Raw genomic sequence first — 18,600 nt, forward strand, 5'->3', positions numbered from 1 at the left:
CTCCTAGCGGGGGAGAGGGTGGTGGGGTGTCGGTGGGGTGTTCTAGTGGGAGAGGAGGTCGACGACGGCGCTGACGTCGGCGGCGACGTCGTCGAGCAGACGGTCGTAGTCCCCGGTGGAGGAGAAACCCACCGGGTCGGTGTGGTCGTGGGTCACCCGCGGCAGCCGGTTGCGCTGGTGGGGGAGCTGGGTCAGGGACGTCAGCTCGCCGCCGCGGTGCCACTCGGCGAGCTGGTGCAGCCGGAAGGTGCGCTTGAGCATCGCCGGGGCGAGGCGCAGGCAGTGGTCCACGTGGGACTTCTCCAGGCCGACGACCAGGTCGGCGTCCTTCAGCACGTGCCGGTCGACGCGCCGGGCGGTGAAGCCGGAACCGTCCACGCCGCGCCCGGCGAGGTACTCCAGGGAGCGCGGGTCCATCGGGTAGCCGGTCATGCCGGACGTTCCGGCGCTGGTCACGGTGACGCCGGAGTTCCGGTCGAGGCCGTCGCGCAGCAGGTACTCGGCCACCGGGGAGCGGCAGATGTTGCCGGTGCAGACGAACAGCACGTTCATCGTCTCGTCCCTCCTGCCTTCTCGCCGAGAACGACCCGGCCCACGCGGAACTTGCGCAGCACGACAACGCCCAGGATGGACAGGCCCACCCCGCCGACGGTCAGGGCCACGAACAGTACCGGGACCGAGGTCACGCCCGCCGCCGAGGCCACCGCGCGGCAGGCGCCGATGGCGAAGGAGTGCAGTAGGAAGATGCCCGAGGAGTAGCCGCCGATCCAGGCCAGCCGGCGGTCGGCGAGTTTCCAGCCGAGGAAGACCAGGGGGAACAGGATACCCAGGGCGATGCCCACCAGGCTGTGGCGGGAGTCGAAGGCGCCGTCGATGCCCGGGAACGCGCCGGCCAGGGAGAACTGCACGGCCACGGCCACGACCACCAGCAGCACGGTGCAGCCGGCCAGGACGGCACGGTTGGCGGGGATCAACGAGAAGCGGGTCAGCGCCACGCCGGCGAGGAAGAACGGGGCGAGGGTCAGCGTCTGGCCCAGCTGCAGGAAGCGGAAGTACTCGGTCTGGGTCAGCACCACCACGACCAGCGAGGCGGTGAACAGCAGGGCGAAGTTGAGGCGCGTGGACAGCAGCCGGCGCGAGTCCAGCAGCGCGACCACGGCGAAGAGCCAGAAGGTGGTGAGCAGGAACCAGTAGGGGCTCAGCGAGTACAGCAGCCAGTGCACCGGGTCGAGGTCCCGGGAGGAGTTCGTGCCGGTCAGGTACACCTGCGTCAGCCCGATGGCGGGCACGAAGATCACGTAGGGCACCAGCAGCCGGCGGGCCTTCTTGCCCATGAAGGAGCGGTAGCCGGACACGTCGGTGAGTGGACGCCAGGCGTACACCAGCCCGGCGAGCAGCGTGAACAGCGGCATGCGCAGGTAGTCGACGGAGTCGGTGTAGTAGCGCAGCGCGCTGTCGTCGCCGACCTGGATGCCGTCGGCGGCGTTGTAGCCGATGACGTGGAAGGTCACCAGGAACAGGCAGGCGACGCCGCGAAGCGTGTCGACCGGGAGATTGCGGGACGCCGCACGCGCGCCGCGTGGCGACGCGACGGCAGCGTCCTGCCGGATCTTGTTGGAGGTCATCGAGGAACGTCCTACGGGTGTGAGGGGTGTGACCGGGGCGCAGGGGGGAGAGAGGGGGAGAGCACAGGGAGAGAGTGGGAGAGGGAGAGTGCCCCGGTGAGTCACCCTCATCCTAGGCAGGGACCGGTGGCCGGGCAACGTGACGGGCACGAGTGCGGCGGCTGGCCTACAATGTGCCCCATGTCCAATGTCGACAGGTCCCTCACCCTGCCGTCGGAAGCCAGGACACTCTGGGTCCACTGGGGTCGCACAGGCGGCGGCCCCCGGTTCCTCGCCGATCTCGTCGACGGCGACACCGACTCCACCAGGGCGTTCCAGGCTTCCGCTGAGCACGAGTCAGCGCAATCAGCGCAGGCACCTTCCCCAGCGTCCTTCCTCTCCTACAACCCCGACGCGGAGATCGCACCGCGGTTCGCCGCGCAGGCCCGCGGCGGTGTGCCGGCGTTCCCGGTGCCCACCTACAACTCCACCGCCGGGGTGGTCCTCGGGCTTCCCCGGCTGCTGCTCAACGCGGTGCGTCTGCGCCGGTGGATCCGTTCACACCGGATCGAACGGGTGGTCTGCGTGATGGAGAGCGTCTACCAGTCGCTCGCCCTGCCGCTGCTCATCCCGCGCGACGTGGAGTACGTGGCCTGCATCCACGACGGTTCCGCCCACCCGGGCGAGGGCAACGTGGTCCAGGCGGTGGGCCGGCGCAATGAACTGCGCCGCGCCGACCGCGTCGTCACCTTCTCCTCGGCGGTCACCGACGTGCTCGCCGGGCAGGTGGACGTGCCGGTCTCCACCGGCAGCCACCCGCCGTTCGACCTGCAGGACGCCGCGACCACGCCGCGCGAGCTGCCGCCGGCGGGCCTGCCCGGCGGGGTGCCGGTCATCGGCCTGTTCGGCCGGCTGCAGAAGTACAAGGGCATCGACGTCGCACTCGAGGCGATGGAGATCCTGCGCGGGCGGGACGCACCGTCCTGCGAACTGCACATCATCGGCTCCGGCCCGGAGGAGCGCCTGCGCGAGACCCCGCTGGGGCAACAGGCCACCTGGGACAACCGGTGGATCCCGGAGGACGAGGTCACCGAGGTGGTGCGTGGTTTCGACATCATGCTGCTGCCCTACACCGAGGCCAGCCAGTCCGGCCCGGTGACCCTGGCACTGGCCCACGCGGTGCCGTGCGTGGGGACGCCCGTCGGCGCGATCCCCGACCAGGTCGAGGGCTTCGGCGTGGTCGCAGAATCCGCCTCCCCGGAGGCCGTGGCCGATGCCGTGGAGTCGCTGCTGCGCGACCCGCAGCGCTACCGGGAGCTCTCCGCCGGGGCGATCCGCCGCGTCGCCGAGCAGCCCGACTGGTCGGACCTGGCGGAACTGATCCGCGCCGGGGACGCCGCCTACGCAGAAGGCGCAGCCGGTGCTGCAGAAGGCGCACAGGACAAGCAGGAGGTGCGCCCGTGACCTCTCTCGTGAGCTCACCCGTGAACACCGTCCGTACCGTCCTGAGCGAGCACACCCCGGCCGAGATCGCCCGCGCCGTGGCCCACCGGGCGTCCTCCGTGGACCGGTTGATGGCGCTGGAACGCCGCGCGTCCCTGACGCTCGCCGGACGTGGCACCACAGGACGTGGCACCACAGGACGCGGGAGTGCAGGACGCCGCGCCGCGGCCACCCGCCCCGTCGACCTGCTGGTCACCACCGTCGGCAACGGCAACATCGGTGACCAGGCCATGTTCGAGGCAGCGTTGGGCAAACTGGGCAAGCTCGGCGCGACGTCGGGCGGCCGCATCATCGCCGTCGTCCCCTCCGCCGACGCCTTCACCGTCCCGCCCGTCTACGCCGACCGGGTGACCCTGGTGGAGCTGCCCGCCCTGACCGACGGCAACCTGCTCACCGCCGGGCTCGCCCGCCGCCGGCTGACCAGCTACTTCCCCACGGCACGCAGCCTCACCGTCATCGGCGCCGACGTCATGGACGGCGGCTACCAGGGACGCGAGGCCGCACTGCGTCTGCTCGCCCTGGAGCTCGGCGCGCGCGCCGGGCTGGACTGCCGTGTGCTCGGCTTCAGCTGGTCGGCCCACCCCGACCCCTACGTCCTGCAGCGCTTCCGCGACCTCGACCAGGACGTCCAGCTCTTCGCCCGCGACGCGGTGTCGCGCGAACGCATGGGCGGCGCGGGCATCGGTGGTGTCGGTCTGGCCGCCGACATCGTGTTCACCCACCGCATCGACGCGGCGTCCACCCCCTTCGGCGACTGGGCAGGGCGGCAGCAGGACGACGCCCGCCGCGTCGCGGTGGTCAACGTCTCCGGCCTCGTGCTCAAGCGACTGTCCAGGTCGGGCGGCGCGCAGACCTACCTCGACGAGATGGCGGAGACCGTGCGCCGCCTCGTCGCCCGCGACTGGTCGGTGGTGCTGGTGCCGCACGTGGTGCGCGCCGGCGACGACGACCTCGACGCCTGCCGGCAGGTCCACGACCGACTGCAGGACGCCGCCACCGCACCGTACGTGACACTCGCCGACCGGCTGCTCAGCCCGGCGGAGGTGCTCGGCATCGTCACCCACGCCGACGTGGTGGTCTCCGCGCGCATGCACCTGGGCATCCTGACGCTGTCCAGCGGCCGGCCCTGCGTGCTCTTCGACACCCAGGGCAAGGTCGAGGGCCTGATGCGCGAGTTCGGGCTGTCCGACTGCGTGCTCGCCCCCGCCGAGACCACCGCCGACCGGCTGGTCGCCATGGTCGACACCGCCCGGGCCGTGGCCCGCGACACCGACGCCCTGTCCACCGGGCTGGCCACGATGACGGCGAAGGCCGAACTCAACTTCGCCTGACCCTCCCAGCACACCCCTCAGCACACCCCTCACCGACGTCCACCCCTTTTTCTCCGAAAGGTCTCCGGCCATGATCAACAAAGACTCCCTCCCGCCCGCCGTGCGCAGCCGCCTCGTCTACGCCCGCGACCTGGCCAGGACGGTGGCCGACAGTGCGTCGGACACCGTGCGGTTCATCAGGTACGGCAAGTGCTCCAACGGCGTCGCGCTGGACTCCGGCGACCCCGGCGTGATCGGCTACCAGGTTCTCAAGGACACCCACCGCGTGGAGAAGGCCCTGGCGCTGCCCGCCCCCAAGCAACCCTTCGGCAGCGACCTGGTGCCGCGTCTGGCCAAGGGCGTCGGACGCCTCTCGGACGCCCCGACGTGGGCGCGTCACGACGCCGCCAGCGGGCAGGACGCCCTGACGAGCTGGAACGCCGGCGGCGAGCTCGCCGACGACGTCACCCACCTCCCCGAGGCGGCTGGCGCCTCCGGTGAACTGCTCGAACTGCTGCGCAGCCGCTCGAGCGTGCGCAACTTCGACCCGCAGCGTCCGGTGGACGAGTCGATCGTGGACGAGGCTGTCGCCGCGGCCGGCGGGGCACCGTCGGTGTGCAACCGCCAGCCCTGGCGCGTGCAGTTCTTCTCCACCCGCGAGGACATCGACCGGGTGCTGCGCCACCAGAACGGCAACCGCGGATTCGGGCACACCGTCCCGCTGCTCGCCGTCGTCGCCGTGGACCTGCGCGCCTTCGGCGGTGCAGGGGAACGCAACCAGGCGTGGGTCGACGGCGGCATCTTCCTCGACGAGCTGATGCTCGCCTTCCACTGCCTGGGGGTGTCGTCGTGCGCGCTGAACCTGTCGATCCGCTCCGGGGAGTCCCGCGCGCTGCGCGAGGAGATCGGCGCGGACGAGGGCCTGGAGTTCATCTCGATGGCCGCCTTCGGCTACCCGGCCGAGGGTGCCAGGCACACCCGGTCCACGAACCGTCCGGTCGAGGAACTGCGCAACATCCGGTAACCCCGCTGGCCCACTTCCGGCCCGACGCAGCAACCCCACAGGATGGTCGCACCAACCTGTGGGGTTGCCGTCTGCCTGGGGGACGGGGAGTGGGGGCTACTCCGGCTGGGCCGGGCGCAGGCTGGTCCACATGAGGAAGACCGCGGTCGCCGACATCACCGACACCACGCCGACGAGCAGGGCGGTGTCGCGCAGGAGCAGCAGGGGGAGCAGCAGCACCAGGCGTCCGAACGCCCAGGCCAGGTAGTACCGGTTCAACCGCTTCATCAACGGGATCTTCGAGCACATCGCCGAGGGCATCCAGGTCAAGCAGAACACGCTGACCAGGGCCAGCGACAGGACCGTCACCGAGTCGTCCCCGTGCAGGGAGAACAGCACGGCACCGGCCTGCACCGCCGCACTGGCGGCACCGAGTGCCAGGCCGATGAGCAACGCCTTGCGGCACCAGGAGCGCTCGCCGGCCACGTCGTCGGCGCGCACGGCCGCGGCGATCTTCGCCTCCACGGGAGGGGCCACGACCTGCTGGGCCAGCGTGCCGAACCCGCCGGTGAGGCGCACGACGACCGCCCACTGTTCCTGGTAGGGGCCCAGGAACGGGGTGATGAACCCCTGGAACTGGAAGCCGAACTCCGCCAGCAGCACCCCGCCGGTGGGGCGTGTGGAGTCGCGTAGCCAGCGCCGGTGCACCTCGTCGGTGAGGGAGCCACGGTCACGCCAGAGGACGTTGAGCAGCTTGTTGCGGGTGCGCCACAGGATCAGCACGGCCGCGACGAGCGGGTTCAGTCCCGCCACCACGATCAGCCCGGCCTGGAAGGGCACGGCGAAGACGACCACGCAGGTGGCCACCACGTTCGTCACGCCGAAGACGAGGCGGGCGGTGGAGTAGACGTCCATGCGCTGTTCCTGGGTCGCCACGGCCACGGCCATCACGTACAACCCGTTGGTGAGCAGCAGCATCGTGGACCAGCCGGTGAGCACCGCCACGGTGTGGGTGTCCGGGGTGAACACCAGGTCGGCCACCAGGCCGACGACCACGAGGACCACGGTGACGACGAGCATCGACAACAGCGACAGGGACGTCGCCGCGTCCCGCGAGCCGGTCGAGACCGTGAGGTAGCGGCTGTGGAAACCCAGGATGGAGGTGCGCGACAGCACGGTGGCGAGCGCCAGCGGCAGCATGAGGTAGGCCAGCTGGCCGGTCTCCTGCCCGATGATGGGCAGCAGCATCGCCAGGAAGTTCAGGCCCTGGCCGAACAGGGCGGGGCCCATGCGTAACAACGACGAAAACCGGCCGTGAGAACGACCGGTTTCCTCGGGTGCGGGGGAGGTCAGCGGTCCGCTCCCACCGTTTCCCTGGCGGTGGCGTCGCTCACGCTGCTCGGGCCGGTGGAACCGGTGGAGCCGGCGTTCGTGCTGCTCGTCTTCTTCGCCGAGCTCACCGCGCGGGCGGTGTTGCCGTAGCCGTAACCGTAGCCGTTGCGGTAGTAGCCCTTGCCCTCGGACTTCGGGGTCATGGTGAACACGGTGCCCAGGATGTGGGCACTGACCTGGTTCAGGTTGGTGGTCGTGCGGGTGAGCTGGTCCACGGTGGTGTTGCCGTGGCGCACGGCCAGGATGATGCCGTCGGCCGCGGAGGCGACCAGGGCGGCGTCGGTGACCGGGATGACCGGGGAGGCGTCCACCACGACGTAGTCGTAGCGGGAGTCCAGCTCGGCGAGTAGGTCGCGGAAGCGCTGGGAGCCGAGCAGCTCCGCCGGGTTCGGCGGCTGCGGGCCGGAGGTGATCACCGACAGGCTGTCGCGTCCGGAGTCCTGCACGATGTCGTCGACGTCGGCGGCACCGGAGAGCACCGTGGACAGGCCGACCTCGGACTGCAGGTCACCGTCGAGGTAGTCGGCGACGCGGGGACGACGCAGGTCGGCGTCCACGAGGCAGACACGCTCGCCGTCGTCGGCCAGGGCCAGCGCCAGGTTGGTGGCCAGGGTGGACTTGCCCTCGCCGGGCATGCCGCTGGTCACGGCGATGACGGTCGGGGGGTTGTCCACGTCGAGGAAGCGCAGGTTGGTGCGCAGCTCGCGGAACTGCTCGGCGGCGATGACCGGGGCGGCGGAGAAGTCCAGGACGTGCGAGCCGGCGGTCTCGGTGCTGTTGTTGGCTCCGCCGCCGGAGAGGTTGTCGCTGGTGCTGATCGAGCCGACGGACGGTGCACCGACGATGTCGGTGATCGCGTGCTGGTCGCGGATGCGGCGGTCCGTCATGCCGCGGATGATCGCGGCGGCCAGGCCGACGACCAGGCCGATGAGGATGCCGATGCCGGCGTTCTGCAGCGTCTTGGGGGAGGACGGGGCGTCCGGGGTGAGGGCGTCGTTCAGCGGCGCGAGCTGCGGGGCGCTGGACTCACCGCCGGGGGAGGCGGTGGTGTTGAGCTCGGCGACCATGCTGGTCAGCTCGGTCGCGGCGGAGTTGGCGACGTCCCGTGCCAGCCCGGCGTCGGTGGCGACGGCGTTGATGTTGAGGATCACCGTGTCGCGGTTGGCACCGGCGGTGAGCATCGAGGCCACCTCGGCGGGGGACTGGTCCAGGCCGAGGTCCTCGGCGACACGCTCGCCGAGGGCACGGCTGGTGGCGATCTCGGCGTAGGTGCCGACCTGGCTCTGGCTCAGCAGGGTGCCGCGGTAGGCGTCGGCGGAGTTCCCGGTGTTGGCGGCGCCGACGTAGAGCTGCGAGGTGGCGGTGTAGTCCTTCGTCATCAGTGCGGAGGCGCCCCAGCCGATGAGACCGCCGACGAGTGCTCCGACGAGGAGCATCCAGAAGGACTTGCGCAGGTAACCCAGGTAGGTGGCGAGGTAATTCTGCCCGGAGGCGCCGGACGTCTCCTGTGAGGTGGTGGAGGCTGTCATGGAGAGGGTCCTTTTCTTGTCTGTCGGTTCGGTCGTGTCTGTCGGTTCTGTTTTCGGTCTGTAACGTTCGTTGAGGGCGACGGCGCCCACGATCAGGGGCACCATCGGGGTGGCGTGCCGCAGGGCCGAACCCCAGTCGGGTTCGAACAGGCCCTGGACGACGAGGAAGGACAGCGGCACCGCGGCGAAGCGGGCCATCATCCGTCGGTGCCGTCGCGGGATCCGGGCCCGGTCGGCCGGGGTGGCGCCGGCGCGTGCGGCGGCGGACGCGGCGTACACCGCGCTGACCCAGATCGCGGCGAACACGATGCCGATGACCAGGTAGTAGGGGGAGAACTTCGCCGCCAGCGGCAGCGGCACGATGAAGAACAGGATGGTCAGCACCACGTTGACCATGCCGCCGAGCGGTTCGGGGAGTTCGATGAACCGGGTGATGATCGACCCGGTCACCGCCTGGCGGGCCTCGCCCTCGTTCACGGCGGTGCGGAAGTAGTCGGCGGGTTCACCGGTGCCGATCCACACGGCCAGCCCGGCGAGCGCGCCGAGGAGTGCGAGGATGCGCACGACCCGCCACGGGGTGGTGGAGATCCGGCGTCCCTGCAGTGAGGTGCGGCGGGCGAGCAGCAGGCGCAGCACCACGTAGACGACCGCGACGATCGACCAGTAGGTGCGGTACTCGGTGCCGAGCAGCGCCAGTGCGGCGACGACCACGATCTCGCCGAGCAGGTTCATCGGCATCAGCACGATGGCGATCATGCCCAGGGAGATCAGGATCTCCTTGGTGTAGGTCGCCTGGTACAGACCGATGAGCACCGGGGTGGCCAGGGCCAGGACCAGGGAGATCCGCCCTGCGTGCACCCCGCCGACGCGCACCAGGACGATGCCCAGCGCGGTGGAGCCGATGACCGCGCCGAACACGGAGGCGGCGGTCGGGGCGTCCTCCATGCCGAGGGCGCCGTAGAAGTGGGCGATCACCGAGTAGGAGCCGTAACCCAGGTCCATGGCGCTGAACGGGGAGGTCATGATCTCGCGGATGGTGCCGGCGTCGTTGCCGAAGCCGCCGAAGCGTCCGGTGATCGTGGCGCGGGCCACGAGCCCGACGACGACCGCCACCGCCCCGAGCAGGACGGCGACGAGCAGGGGCGACTCCAGCGGTGACCGGCGGCCCGTGCCGGCCGGTTCAGCTGCTGGGCTGTCGGGTTCTGCCACGTCTCCTCCTTCCGGTGAGTTCGAGTGCGAGTGAGTAGGCCTCGGTGAGGGCCGCGTGCTGGCGTTCGGGGGTGTGGGACTCGTCCAGGCCCGCCCAGTGCGAGGGGTCGGAACGTTCCCGCAGGATCGTCACGGCCTTGGCCGCGGCGTCGTCGGGGGAGTCGAACCGGGCGGTGGCGGGGCACTCCCGCAGCGCCGGGATGTCACGGACCAGCAGCGGGACGCCGATGCGCCGGGCCTCGAGCACGGCCATCGGGAAGCCGTCCCACCGTGCGGTATGCACGATCAGCGACAGTCCGGCGACCTGGCGGCGCAGTTCCTCGCCGGAGAGCCAGCCGGTGACCTCCACCCCGGCGTCGGTCAGGACGTCCACCAGGGAGGCGTCCTTGCCGTCGCCGTCGCCGATCCACACGAACCGGGCGTCCGGGATGCGCCGCCGGATGCGGCGGGCGGTCTCGGCGAAGAACGCCGGGTCGCGTTGCGGGGTGACCCGGGAGACCACGCCGACGACGGGGGCGGCACCGTCCTGCGGTGACGACCAGCTGCCCGGCACCGCCGGGTGGTCGTCCATCAGGGCGTTCGGCACCACCACGACAGGGGTGCGTCCCAGGCCGACCATCAGCTCACCCTCCCACTGCGCGCAGGACGCGCCGACGGTGGTCAGCGGGTGCAGGGAGCGCTCCATGGCGCGGAAGGCGCCGCGCTTCCAGGCGGGGATGTCCGCGCGCTCGAAGGCGAAGCTGTGCGGGGTGTAGACCACCGGACGTGCCGGACGCCCCGGCGTGACCAGGTCGAAGGACCGTGCCACGCGGGTGTAGGCGCCGGCGAAGCTGGAGTGGGCGTGCACCACGTCCGCCCGGTGGGCGTCCGCGGCGCGGCGCACCGCGGTGACCGCGGCGGCGGGTGAGCCCGGCAGCGTCTCGTCGGCGCTGAACGCGCCAGGGGTGCGTCCTGCGGTGGGGGCGGTGCTGCGGGAGTTGTTGGCCAGCAGCACGTGGCGGTACTCCGGGGTCAGCCGCGCGTACTGGTTGACCGCGGTGGCCACCCCACCGTCGAAACAGTCGGTGACGTGCAGGATCGTGGTCATCTAGTACGCACCCCGCGACAGCAGCACGGCCTGGACGGTCTGCAGGATCGTGCGCACGTCCAGCGACAGCGACCAGTTGTCCACGTAGTAGAGGTCCAGCTTCTCGGCCTGGGTGGGGGTCAGGTCGGAACGTCCGGAGACCTGCCACAGGCCGGTGATGCCCGGGCGGACCTCCATGCGCATGCGCATGTCGTCGCCGAAGGCGTCCACCTCGTGCTGCAGGTGCGGGCGCGGGCCGACCACGCTCATCGTGCCGAACAGGGAGTTGGCGAACTGGGGGAGCTCGTCGATGCTGGTCTTGCGGATGAACTTGCCCACCTTGGTGACGCGCGGGTCGTCCTTCATCTTGAACAGGCCGTCGGCGCCGACGTCGTCGCGCAGCTTCTGCAGGCGCTCGTCGGCGTCGGTGTGCATGCTGCGGAACTTGTAGATCCGGAACGAGCGGCCGTGGTAGCCGATGCGGTCGCTGACGTAGAACACCGGGCCGCCGTCCTCCAGCTTGATGGCCAGGGCGGTGATCGCCAGGATCGGCGAGACGGCGACCAGGGCGAACGCGGAGACCGCGACGTCGAAGAAGCGCTTGGCCAGCCCGTTGGCCGCGTTGAAGCGGGGACGGTCCACGTACAGGGTGTGGCTGGGACCGAAGGGGACCACGTTCAGGCGGGTGCCGGCGATGCCCTCGATCATCGGGTCGAGGTACAGGCGCATGTTCAGCCGGTCCAGGTGCCAGGACAGGCGGCGCAGGTTGCGGTGGCCGAACTCCGCCAGGGAGGCGACCCACACCGCGTCGCAGTTGTAGCCGGCGGCGGTGGCCACGAAGTCCTCGTTGGAGAAGGACTCGTCGATACAGATCGAGTTGAGCGGAACGTCGCCGGTGTCGGCCAGCAGGTGCTGGTTGTGCGGGTCGGTGACCAGGATCGCGTGGATCCAGCCCGGGCGTCCGGCGGCGGTGTCGTCGGTGGTGTTGTTCTCGTGCCAGGAGGTGGTCAGCAGCTTGTTGATGTCGGCGACGTTGCCGATCACCAGGAACTGACGCTGCAGGTCCGTGCGGAACCGGGAGGTGTAGCGGCGCGACAGGTTGCGGGTGATGACCATCAGCACCAGCCCGGTGGGCAGGGCCAGCAGGGCGAACTGGCGGAACAGGCCGTAGGACGACAGGGCGTCCACGCAGGCCAGTGCCGCGAAGTAGCACAGGGACCCCTTGATCACGAGCTCGCGTCCGATGGTGGGGAACGCCCTCGCCTGGTGGCTGTAGCCACGGCACACGGTGATCGCGGCGACCCAGCACATCGTCAGCAGGAAGGTCATCCCCAGGCTGCGCAGGGAGAAGACCTCCTCCACCAGTGCCCAGCCCAGGGGCTTCCACAGGTAGAGGCTCACCGCGTTGGCGATGAACGTGGCGGCGAACAGCGCCATCGCGTCCGAGACGATGAAGAACCACTTGCGCTGCAGGTGGCGGTCCTGGCGGCGCTCCCGGGCCTGGGAGATGCGCTGGACACTGGTGCCTGTCGGGCGCGTGGCCACGGAGCTCGTGGTGGGGGGTGAGGGGTCAGTTGATGCTTTTCCGAGGATCACGGTGAATCACCTTGTTCAGCCCGCATGGTGGTGACGGGCGCGTGGAGAGGGGAGGGGTGAGGGGTGTGTGGAGGTTGGAGGGCGGAGAGGGGAGAAGGGAGAGGCCGGGGAGAGGGCCGGGAGAGGTCGGAGAGTGGTGTCTGTCGCTTGTGGGTCATGCTAACCACTAATGCCGCGCCTGGCTACCGGAGTGGATTGGGGGCGGATATGCAGGGGTGGCCATTTCACCTCCGATACAGTTGGAGCATGACTTCGAACTCGCCGGCTCCCCCGCGGGCCAACCCCCGCCAGGCGGGTGCGGGTGGTCGGCACCGGTTGCCGTCGCCGCGCCCCGTGGGGTGGAGCCTCACCGTCGCCGCCCTGTCGACGGTGATGATGACCATCGACATCACGATCGTGCTCGTCGCGTTGCCCTCGATCAGCGCGGACCTGGGGCTCTCGCTCTCCGGGGCGCAGTGGGTCATCAACGCCTACAGCCTCACCTTCGCCTCCCTGCTGCTGGCGGCGGCGAGCCTGTCGGACATCGTCGGACGCCGACGTATCTTCCTCATCGGCCACGTCCTGTTCCTCGCCGCCTCGATCGGCTGCGTGACGACCGGCTCGGAGGCCGGCATCATCGCCTTCCGCGCCCTGCAGGGTGCCGGCGGTGCCCTGGTGTTCGGCACCTGCACCCCGCTGCTGGCGGACGCCTTCGACCCGGCGGACCCGGACTCCTCGGCGAAACGCACGCGTTCGGTGGCGGCGATGATGGGCATCGGCGGTGCGGCGAGCGCCTTCGGCCCGCTGGTCGGTGGCGCCCTGGTGGAGACCGGGACCTGGGAGTGGATCTTCGCGATCAACATCCCCATCGGCATCTTCGTGATGCTCGCGACCCTGCTGTTCATCCCCGACCTGCACCGCGAGGAGCGCGACGCACGCCGCGCCGCCGGTGCGGCGGCTGCGTCGTCCGGTGCGTCCGGTGCGCCCGGTGCGTCCGGCGTCCCGCGGATCTCGGTGTGGGCGGTGATCCTGATCGTCGTGTCGCTGGTGCTGGTGAACTACGGCATCATCGACGGCCAGGAGCAGGGCTGGACCAGCGAGATCATCATCGCCTCCCTGGCCGCCGGCGTGCTGCTCTTCGCCGCGCTGGTCCTGTTCGAACTGTCCAAGGGTGACCGGGCGATGGTCGACTTCCGCCTCTTCCGCATCCCCTCCTTCGCCACCGTCACCTTCAACGCCTTCGCCTCACGCATGTTCAGCTTCGGCATGATGCCCTTCATCATCCTGTGGCTCGCCGGGCAGCTCGAACTCTCCGCCCTGGAGATCGGCTACGTCTCCAGCGCGCTGGCCGTGCCGATGGTCGTGTTCTCCGCGGTGGGCATCGCCCTGGTGCGGTGGGTTCCCGTCCGCGTGGTCCAGGCGGCGGGCATGCTGATCGTCGCCGGCGGACTGATGCTGGGACTGGTGATGGACGTCGACTCCGGGTGGGCCGACCTGCTGCCGATGTACCTGGTGCTCGGCGCGGGCACCGGACTGATGCTGCCGCACGTGATGTCCCTGGCGGTGGCGGTCGTGCCGTCCGGACGCACGGGCATGGCCACCGGCCTGGCGAACACCGCCCTGCCGCTGGGCACCGCCTTCGGTGTGGCGGTGTACGGGGCGTACCTGTCCAACAAGGTCAACACCGGCATCGACGGCATGCAGTTCCCGCCCGGCATGCCCCCGGCCATGGAGGACCGGCTGCGCGACGCCGCGGAGGGTGGCCTCTTCCAGGAGATCGGCCGGCAGTCGCAGGCCTTCGCCCACGAGACCCTCGGCTTCTTCATCGACGGGCTGCACGGCATCTTCATCATCGCCGCGATCCTGGCGGTCGTCGGCGCCCTCGCCAGCCTGATCTTCATCCGCGGCAAGGACGGCACGGGGCGCGCCGGCTCCTAGAGCTGGCAGCCGTCCGGCCCGCAGGACGCCTCGTCCTGCACCCCCGGGACGGTCGCGATCGTCGGGGCGGGGTGGGACGCCGCCCACTGCTGCTCGAGCGCCCGGGTGAAGACCTCCACCGGCTGCGCGCCGGGTACCGCGAGCTTCATGTCGAGCACGAACGTGGGCACCGAGTTCAGGCCGAGGGACGCCGCATGCCGGACGTCCTCCTGCACCGCGGGGATCCGCGTGCCGTCCTGCAGCTCGGCGGTGACCACGTCGGCGTCCAGACCCGCGGCGACACCGATACGCACCAGGACGTCCGACGCCCCGATGTCCTCACCGTCGACGAAGTGGGCGCGGAACAGGGCCTCCTCCACGGTGTCCACTGTGTCCGTGGTTTCCCCGCCGTGCTCCTTCGCCAGCTGGATCAGCTGGTGGGCGCGCAGGGAGTTGGCGACCACCAGCGAGTCGAAGTCGTAGTCCAGCCCCTCTGCGGCGGCCTGTTCGGCGACGTGGCCGAACATCTGGCGGACCTGATCGATCGGCATCCCCTTGGACGCCGCGAGGTACTCGGCCTCCGAGCGGTCGTCGTGCTCCGGCAGCGTCGGGTCGAGCTGGTAGGAGTGCCAGGCCACGGTGATCTCGTCGCGGTGGGGGAAGGCGGCGAGGGCCGTCTCGAAACGGCGTTTGCCGATGTAGCACCAGGGGCAGGCCACGTCGGACCAGATGTCGATGTCCACATCCGGTGCAACGTGGGCCTGCCCCTGGCTATTCCGTGTACGGCAGTGCCGTGCAGCGCGCTCCAGCGCTCCTACCCGCGGCGGACCTCGTCGGCCAGGGCGTGGAACTCGGTGCTCGGGTTACCGAAGCGGTGCAGCGTCATGGACACGGCCTGCTCCTTGAGCCACAGGCGCAGCTCGACGCGGCCCGAGGCGGTGACCTCGTCGTTGAGCAGGCACACCTCGGGACGGTCGGCCAGCGTGGAGAGGGTCTCCGGGTTGCGGGTGCCGATGACACGCACGCGGGCACCGACACCGTCGTCCAGGGCACGCGACGACAGCTGCGCGGCGAAGTCGTCGTCGTCCGCGGTCGTCATGGTGTGTCCGACGCCCAGGCGGGTGGACGCGGCCAGGACGTCCTGCACCTTGCCGTCCACGGTCGGGTCGACGACGACGCGCAGAGGCGAACCGGTGCGGTGGGCGGCGATGACGGCGCGGGCGACCTCGACGGGGCGGGCGTCCGCACTGATCCGCAGCACCACGTGCGCGGGCCGGTAGCGGAAGATGTTCGCCTCGGCGGTCAGGCCGGTGACGTCGCGCGGGGTGCCGAACTCGGCCTCCCAGGCGTCGTTGTCGGAACGTCCGGCGGCGGCGAGCCAGGCGGCGTCGGCGACGGACAGGGTGTTCCGACGCTGCAGCTCGGCGATGTAGCCGTCCACCGGGGCGGAGCCGGTGGGCGAGACGGAGGAACCGGCGGCGGTGTCGTCGGCCCAGCTGCCCATCAGCATCACGTAGTTCGGGCCGCCGGCCTTGGAACCCAGGCCCACGGAGGACTGCTTCCAGCCGCCGAAGGACTGACGCTGCACGATCGCGCCGGTGATGCCACGGTTCACGTAGGCGTTGCCGACCTCGATGCGCTCCACCCAGGTGCGCACCTCGGACGGGTCGAGGCTCTGGATACCGCCGGTCAGGCCGAAGTCCGTGGCGTTCTGCAGGGTGATCGCCTCGTCCAGGTCCTTGGCCTTCATCAGGCCCAGGACCGGGCCGAAGACCTCGGTGAGGTGGAAGAAGGAGCCCGGCTTCACGCCGTCCTTGATGCCGGGGGACCACAGGCGGCCGGTGTCGTCGAGCTGGCGCGGCTTGAGCAGCCAGGACTCGCCGTCCTCCAGGGTGGTCATCGCGCGCTGCAGCTTGTCGCTGGGCAGCTCGGTGAGCGGGCCCATGTCGGCGCGCATGTTGGTCGGCCAGTCGATGATCATCGAGGCGGCGGCGTCGACCAGCTGGCGGCGGAAACGCTCGGAGTCGTACACGCTGCCGACGAGGATGCCGAGGGAGGCCGCGGAGCACTTCTGGCCGGCGTGGCCGAAGGCGGAGTACACCATGTCGGCGACGGCCAGGTCGCGGTCGGCGGCGGGGGTGACGATCATGCCGTTCTTGCCGGACGTCTCGGCGTTGATCTTCAGCTCCGGGCGCCAGGACTCGAACATCGCGGCGGTCTCGGAGGCGCCGGTGAGGATCACGCGGTCGACCGAGGGGTGGCTGACGAGGCTGCGTCCTGCCGTGCGGTCGGCGGGGTACACGCCGCGCAGGACCTCGCGCGGCACGCCGGCGTCCCACAGGGCGTCGAGGATGGCCATGGAGCAGTGCGGGGTCGGCTTCGACGGCTTGTGGATCACCGCGGCACCGGCGGCCAGCGCGGCGAAGGTGGAGCCGGCGGGGATGGCCAGCGGGAAGTTCCACGGCGGGGTGACCAGCACGACCTTGTCGGGCGTGAAGGCGGCGTTGTCGACCTTCTCGAGCTCCAGGGCGTAGTGCGCGTAGTAGCGGGCGAAGTCGATGGCCTCGGAGATCTCGGTGTCGGCCTGGGAGACGGCCTTGCCGACCTCGGCGGCGGCGATGGAGACCAGGTGGCCGCGGCGGGCGGCGAGCAGGTCGGCGGTGCGGTACAGGATCGCGGCGCGCTCGGTGGCCGGGGTCGCGGCCCAGTCGGCGGCGGCGTCGCGGGTGGAGGTGACCAGGGCGTCGACCTCAGCGTCGGCGACGATGGTCGGCGCGGTCTGGGCGTCCAGCCAGCCGTCCTGCGCGGAGACCGCGATGGCCTCGGCGGCCCACGCCTGGTTGGCGGGCAGTGACGGGTCGGTGTCGGCCTCGTTGTCGAAGGCGGGCAGGACGCCGTCGGCGTAGGACGCGGCGAGCTCGTCGGACGACGGCTCGACCTCGGCGGAACGGTCCTGCAGGTGGTTGGGCAGCGGGGCCGTGTAACCGTTGGTGGACAGCAGCTCGGAGAGGTCGCCGAGGGAGGCGCGGAAGCGGGCCTCCTCGCGGCGGAAGATCTCGTTGCCGGGCTCCAGGTCGAAGATGCCGGACATGAAGTTCGCGCTGGCGGCGTTCTCCTCGAGGCGACGCACCAGGTAGGAGATGGCGACGTCGAACTCCTGGGGACGCACGGCGGGCACGTAGAGCAGCAGCTGGCCCACGTCCGAGCTCACGGCCTCGGCCTGCTCGGTGGCCATGCCCTGAAGCATCTCGAACTCGACGCGGTCGGTGACGCCGCGCTTGACGGACAGCATGTGGGCGAAGGCGATGTCGAAGAGGTTGTGGCCGGCCACGCCCAGGCGCAGGCCGCGCATGTTCTCCGGGTGCATCGTCCAGTCGAGGACGAGCTTGTAGTTGGCGTCCGTGTCCTGCTTGGAGGCGCAGGTGGTGACGGGCCAGTCGGCGACCTCGGCGTGCACGGTCTCCATGGCCAGGTTCGCCCCCTTGACCAGGCGGACCTTGATGCCGGCGCCACCGTCGGCGACGCGCTCGTCGGCGAAGGCGGAGAGCTCCTGGATCGCGCCGAGGGCGTCCGGCAGGTAGGCCTGCAGCACGATGCCGGCCTCCAGGTGTTTGGTCTCCGGCAGGCTGAGCAGGCGGCGGAAGACGGCGATGGTCAGCGTGAGGTCGCGGTACTCCTCCATGTCCAGGTTGATGAACTTGGAGCCCTTCGGCGCGCGGGCGGCCTCGACGTAGAGCGGGGTGAGGCGCTCGACGATGTAGTCGACGGTGCCCTCGAAGCCCCAGAGGCTGATGCGCGAGGCGATGGAGGACGCCTTGATCGAGACGTAGTCCACGTCCGGGCGGGCCAGCAGGCGGCGGGTCTCCTCGAGGTGGTTGTCGGCCTCGGCCTCGCCGAGGACGGCCTCACCGAGGAGGTTGATGTTCAGGCGGTGGCCACCGGAGGTGAGCTCGGCGACGGCCTTGCCGAACTTCTTGTCCCGGGCGTCGACGATCATGTGGCCGACCATGGAGCGGATGCGCTGACGTGCGGCGGGGACCACGATCTGCGGGATGACCGGGGCGAGAGCGGAACCCATCTTGATCTGCGCCTTGTCGAGGGTGCTGAGGGTGTCCGGCATGATCGAGCCGAGCTCGGCGAGGGCGCGGCCGGCGGCGTGCTGGTCCTCGGTACGCACGACCCGGTCGACGAAGCCGACGGTGAAGTCGAGGCCGTTGGGGTCGGAGAGGACGGCGGACAGCCGCTCGGCCGAGGGGTTCGGCTTCACGTCGGACTTCCGGCTGGCGTTGAGCCAGGCGGTGACCTTGGCGACCGCGGCGTCGGCGAGGGGGGCGAGGTGCTCGGTGGAGACGGCGGAGGTGGTGCCGGCGTCCTGTGCCGAGGGCTTGACCTCGACCGGGGCCGTGGTTGTGTTCTTCTTCTCCTTGCCGGACGCGGGGTTCGCGGTCGTCATGGGGTGTCCTCCTCGGAAGCGTTCTTGATCGATGCGGTT

The 18,600-nt window shown here is 70.5% G+C and carries 12 protein-coding genes; 4 read left to right on the top strand and 8 right to left on the bottom strand.

Annotated elements, in window-relative coordinates:
• Positions 1-42 precede the first annotated feature (42 nt).
• On the bottom strand, positions 43-552 hold the full coding sequence (locus ACT3S3_RS03290; protein WP_441579113.1) for an arsenate reductase/protein-tyrosine-phosphatase family protein: 510 nt from the start codon (positions 550-552) through the stop codon (positions 43-45).
• Positions 549-1,625, bottom strand: a complete 1,077-nt coding sequence (locus ACT3S3_RS03295; protein WP_441579114.1) for an acyltransferase family protein — start codon at positions 1,623-1,625, stop codon at positions 549-551. The genes ACT3S3_RS03290 and ACT3S3_RS03295 overlap by 4 nt, the downstream gene beginning before the upstream one ends.
• 180 nt (positions 1,626-1,805) lie before the next feature.
• On the opposite strand from ACT3S3_RS03295, the gene ACT3S3_RS03300 reads away from it, so the two are divergent.
• From ACT3S3_RS03300 to ACT3S3_RS03310, 3 genes are all read left to right on the top strand, one after another.
• On the top strand, positions 1,806-3,068 hold the full coding sequence (locus ACT3S3_RS03300) for a glycosyltransferase family 4 protein (RefSeq protein WP_301442987.1): 1,263 nt from the start codon (positions 1,806-1,808) through the stop codon (positions 3,066-3,068).
• On the top strand, positions 3,065-4,438 hold the full coding sequence (locus ACT3S3_RS03305) for a polysaccharide pyruvyl transferase family protein (protein WP_301442988.1): 1,374 nt from the start codon (positions 3,065-3,067) through the stop codon (positions 4,436-4,438). Before ACT3S3_RS03300 ends, ACT3S3_RS03305 begins: the two co-directional genes overlap by 4 nt.
• Before the next feature lie 70 nt (positions 4,439-4,508).
• A complete protein-coding gene (locus ACT3S3_RS03310) occupies positions 4,509-5,441 on the top strand; it encodes a nitroreductase family protein (RefSeq protein WP_301442989.1) in 933 nt (310 codons plus the stop codon).
• Between the two features lie 96 nt (positions 5,442-5,537).
• Here ACT3S3_RS03310 and ACT3S3_RS03315 read toward each other — a convergent pair whose 3' ends face one another.
• The 4 genes from ACT3S3_RS03315 to ACT3S3_RS03330 are packed head-to-tail and all read right to left on the bottom strand — an operon-like array spanning position 5,538 to position 12,161.
• Positions 5,538-6,710 (bottom strand): hypothetical protein, encoded by a 1,173-nt coding sequence (locus tag ACT3S3_RS03315; RefSeq protein WP_444626199.1) that lies wholly within the window; start codon positions 6,708-6,710, stop codon positions 5,538-5,540.
• Between the two features lie 59 nt (positions 6,711-6,769).
• Complete coding sequence (locus ACT3S3_RS03320) at positions 6,770-9,550, bottom strand: polysaccharide biosynthesis tyrosine autokinase (RefSeq protein WP_301442991.1); 2,781 nt, start codon at positions 9,548-9,550, stop codon at positions 6,770-6,772.
• Positions 9,522-10,637: a glycosyltransferase gene (locus ACT3S3_RS03325; protein ID WP_444626201.1), complete on the bottom strand. Its 1,116-nt coding sequence runs from the start codon at positions 10,635-10,637 to the stop codon at positions 9,522-9,524. Before ACT3S3_RS03325 ends, ACT3S3_RS03320 begins: the two co-directional genes overlap by 29 nt.
• Entirely contained in the window at positions 10,638-12,161 is a 1,524-nt protein-coding gene (locus ACT3S3_RS03330) for a sugar transferase (protein WP_301442993.1), read from the bottom strand.
• A gap of 297 nt (positions 12,162-12,458) precedes the next feature.
• Here ACT3S3_RS03330 and ACT3S3_RS03335 point away from each other — a divergent pair, with 297 nt between their 5' ends.
• Entirely contained in the window at positions 12,459-14,129 is a 1,671-nt protein-coding gene (locus ACT3S3_RS03335; RefSeq protein ID WP_301442427.1) for an MFS transporter, read from the top strand.
• Here the strand turns inward: ACT3S3_RS03335 and ACT3S3_RS03340 are convergent.
• Together ACT3S3_RS03340 and ACT3S3_RS03345 are read right to left on the bottom strand one after the other, a co-directional pair.
• Complete coding sequence (locus tag ACT3S3_RS03340; RefSeq protein WP_441579115.1) at positions 14,126-14,851, bottom strand: DsbA family oxidoreductase; 726 nt, start codon at positions 14,849-14,851, stop codon at positions 14,126-14,128. The two genes, ACT3S3_RS03335 and ACT3S3_RS03340, sit on opposite strands and share 4 nt — an antisense overlap.
• A gap of 71 nt (positions 14,852-14,922) precedes the next feature.
• Positions 14,923-18,561, bottom strand: coding sequence for a bifunctional proline dehydrogenase/L-glutamate gamma-semialdehyde dehydrogenase (locus ACT3S3_RS03345; protein WP_444614811.1), 3,639 nt, complete (start codon positions 18,559-18,561; stop codon positions 14,923-14,925).
• Positions 18,562-18,600 lie beyond the last annotated feature (39 nt).

The organism is Corynebacterium sp. AOP40-4SA-5 (assembly GCF_052377355.1).
GTDB lineage: Bacteria > Actinomycetota > Actinomycetes > Mycobacteriales > Mycobacteriaceae > Corynebacterium.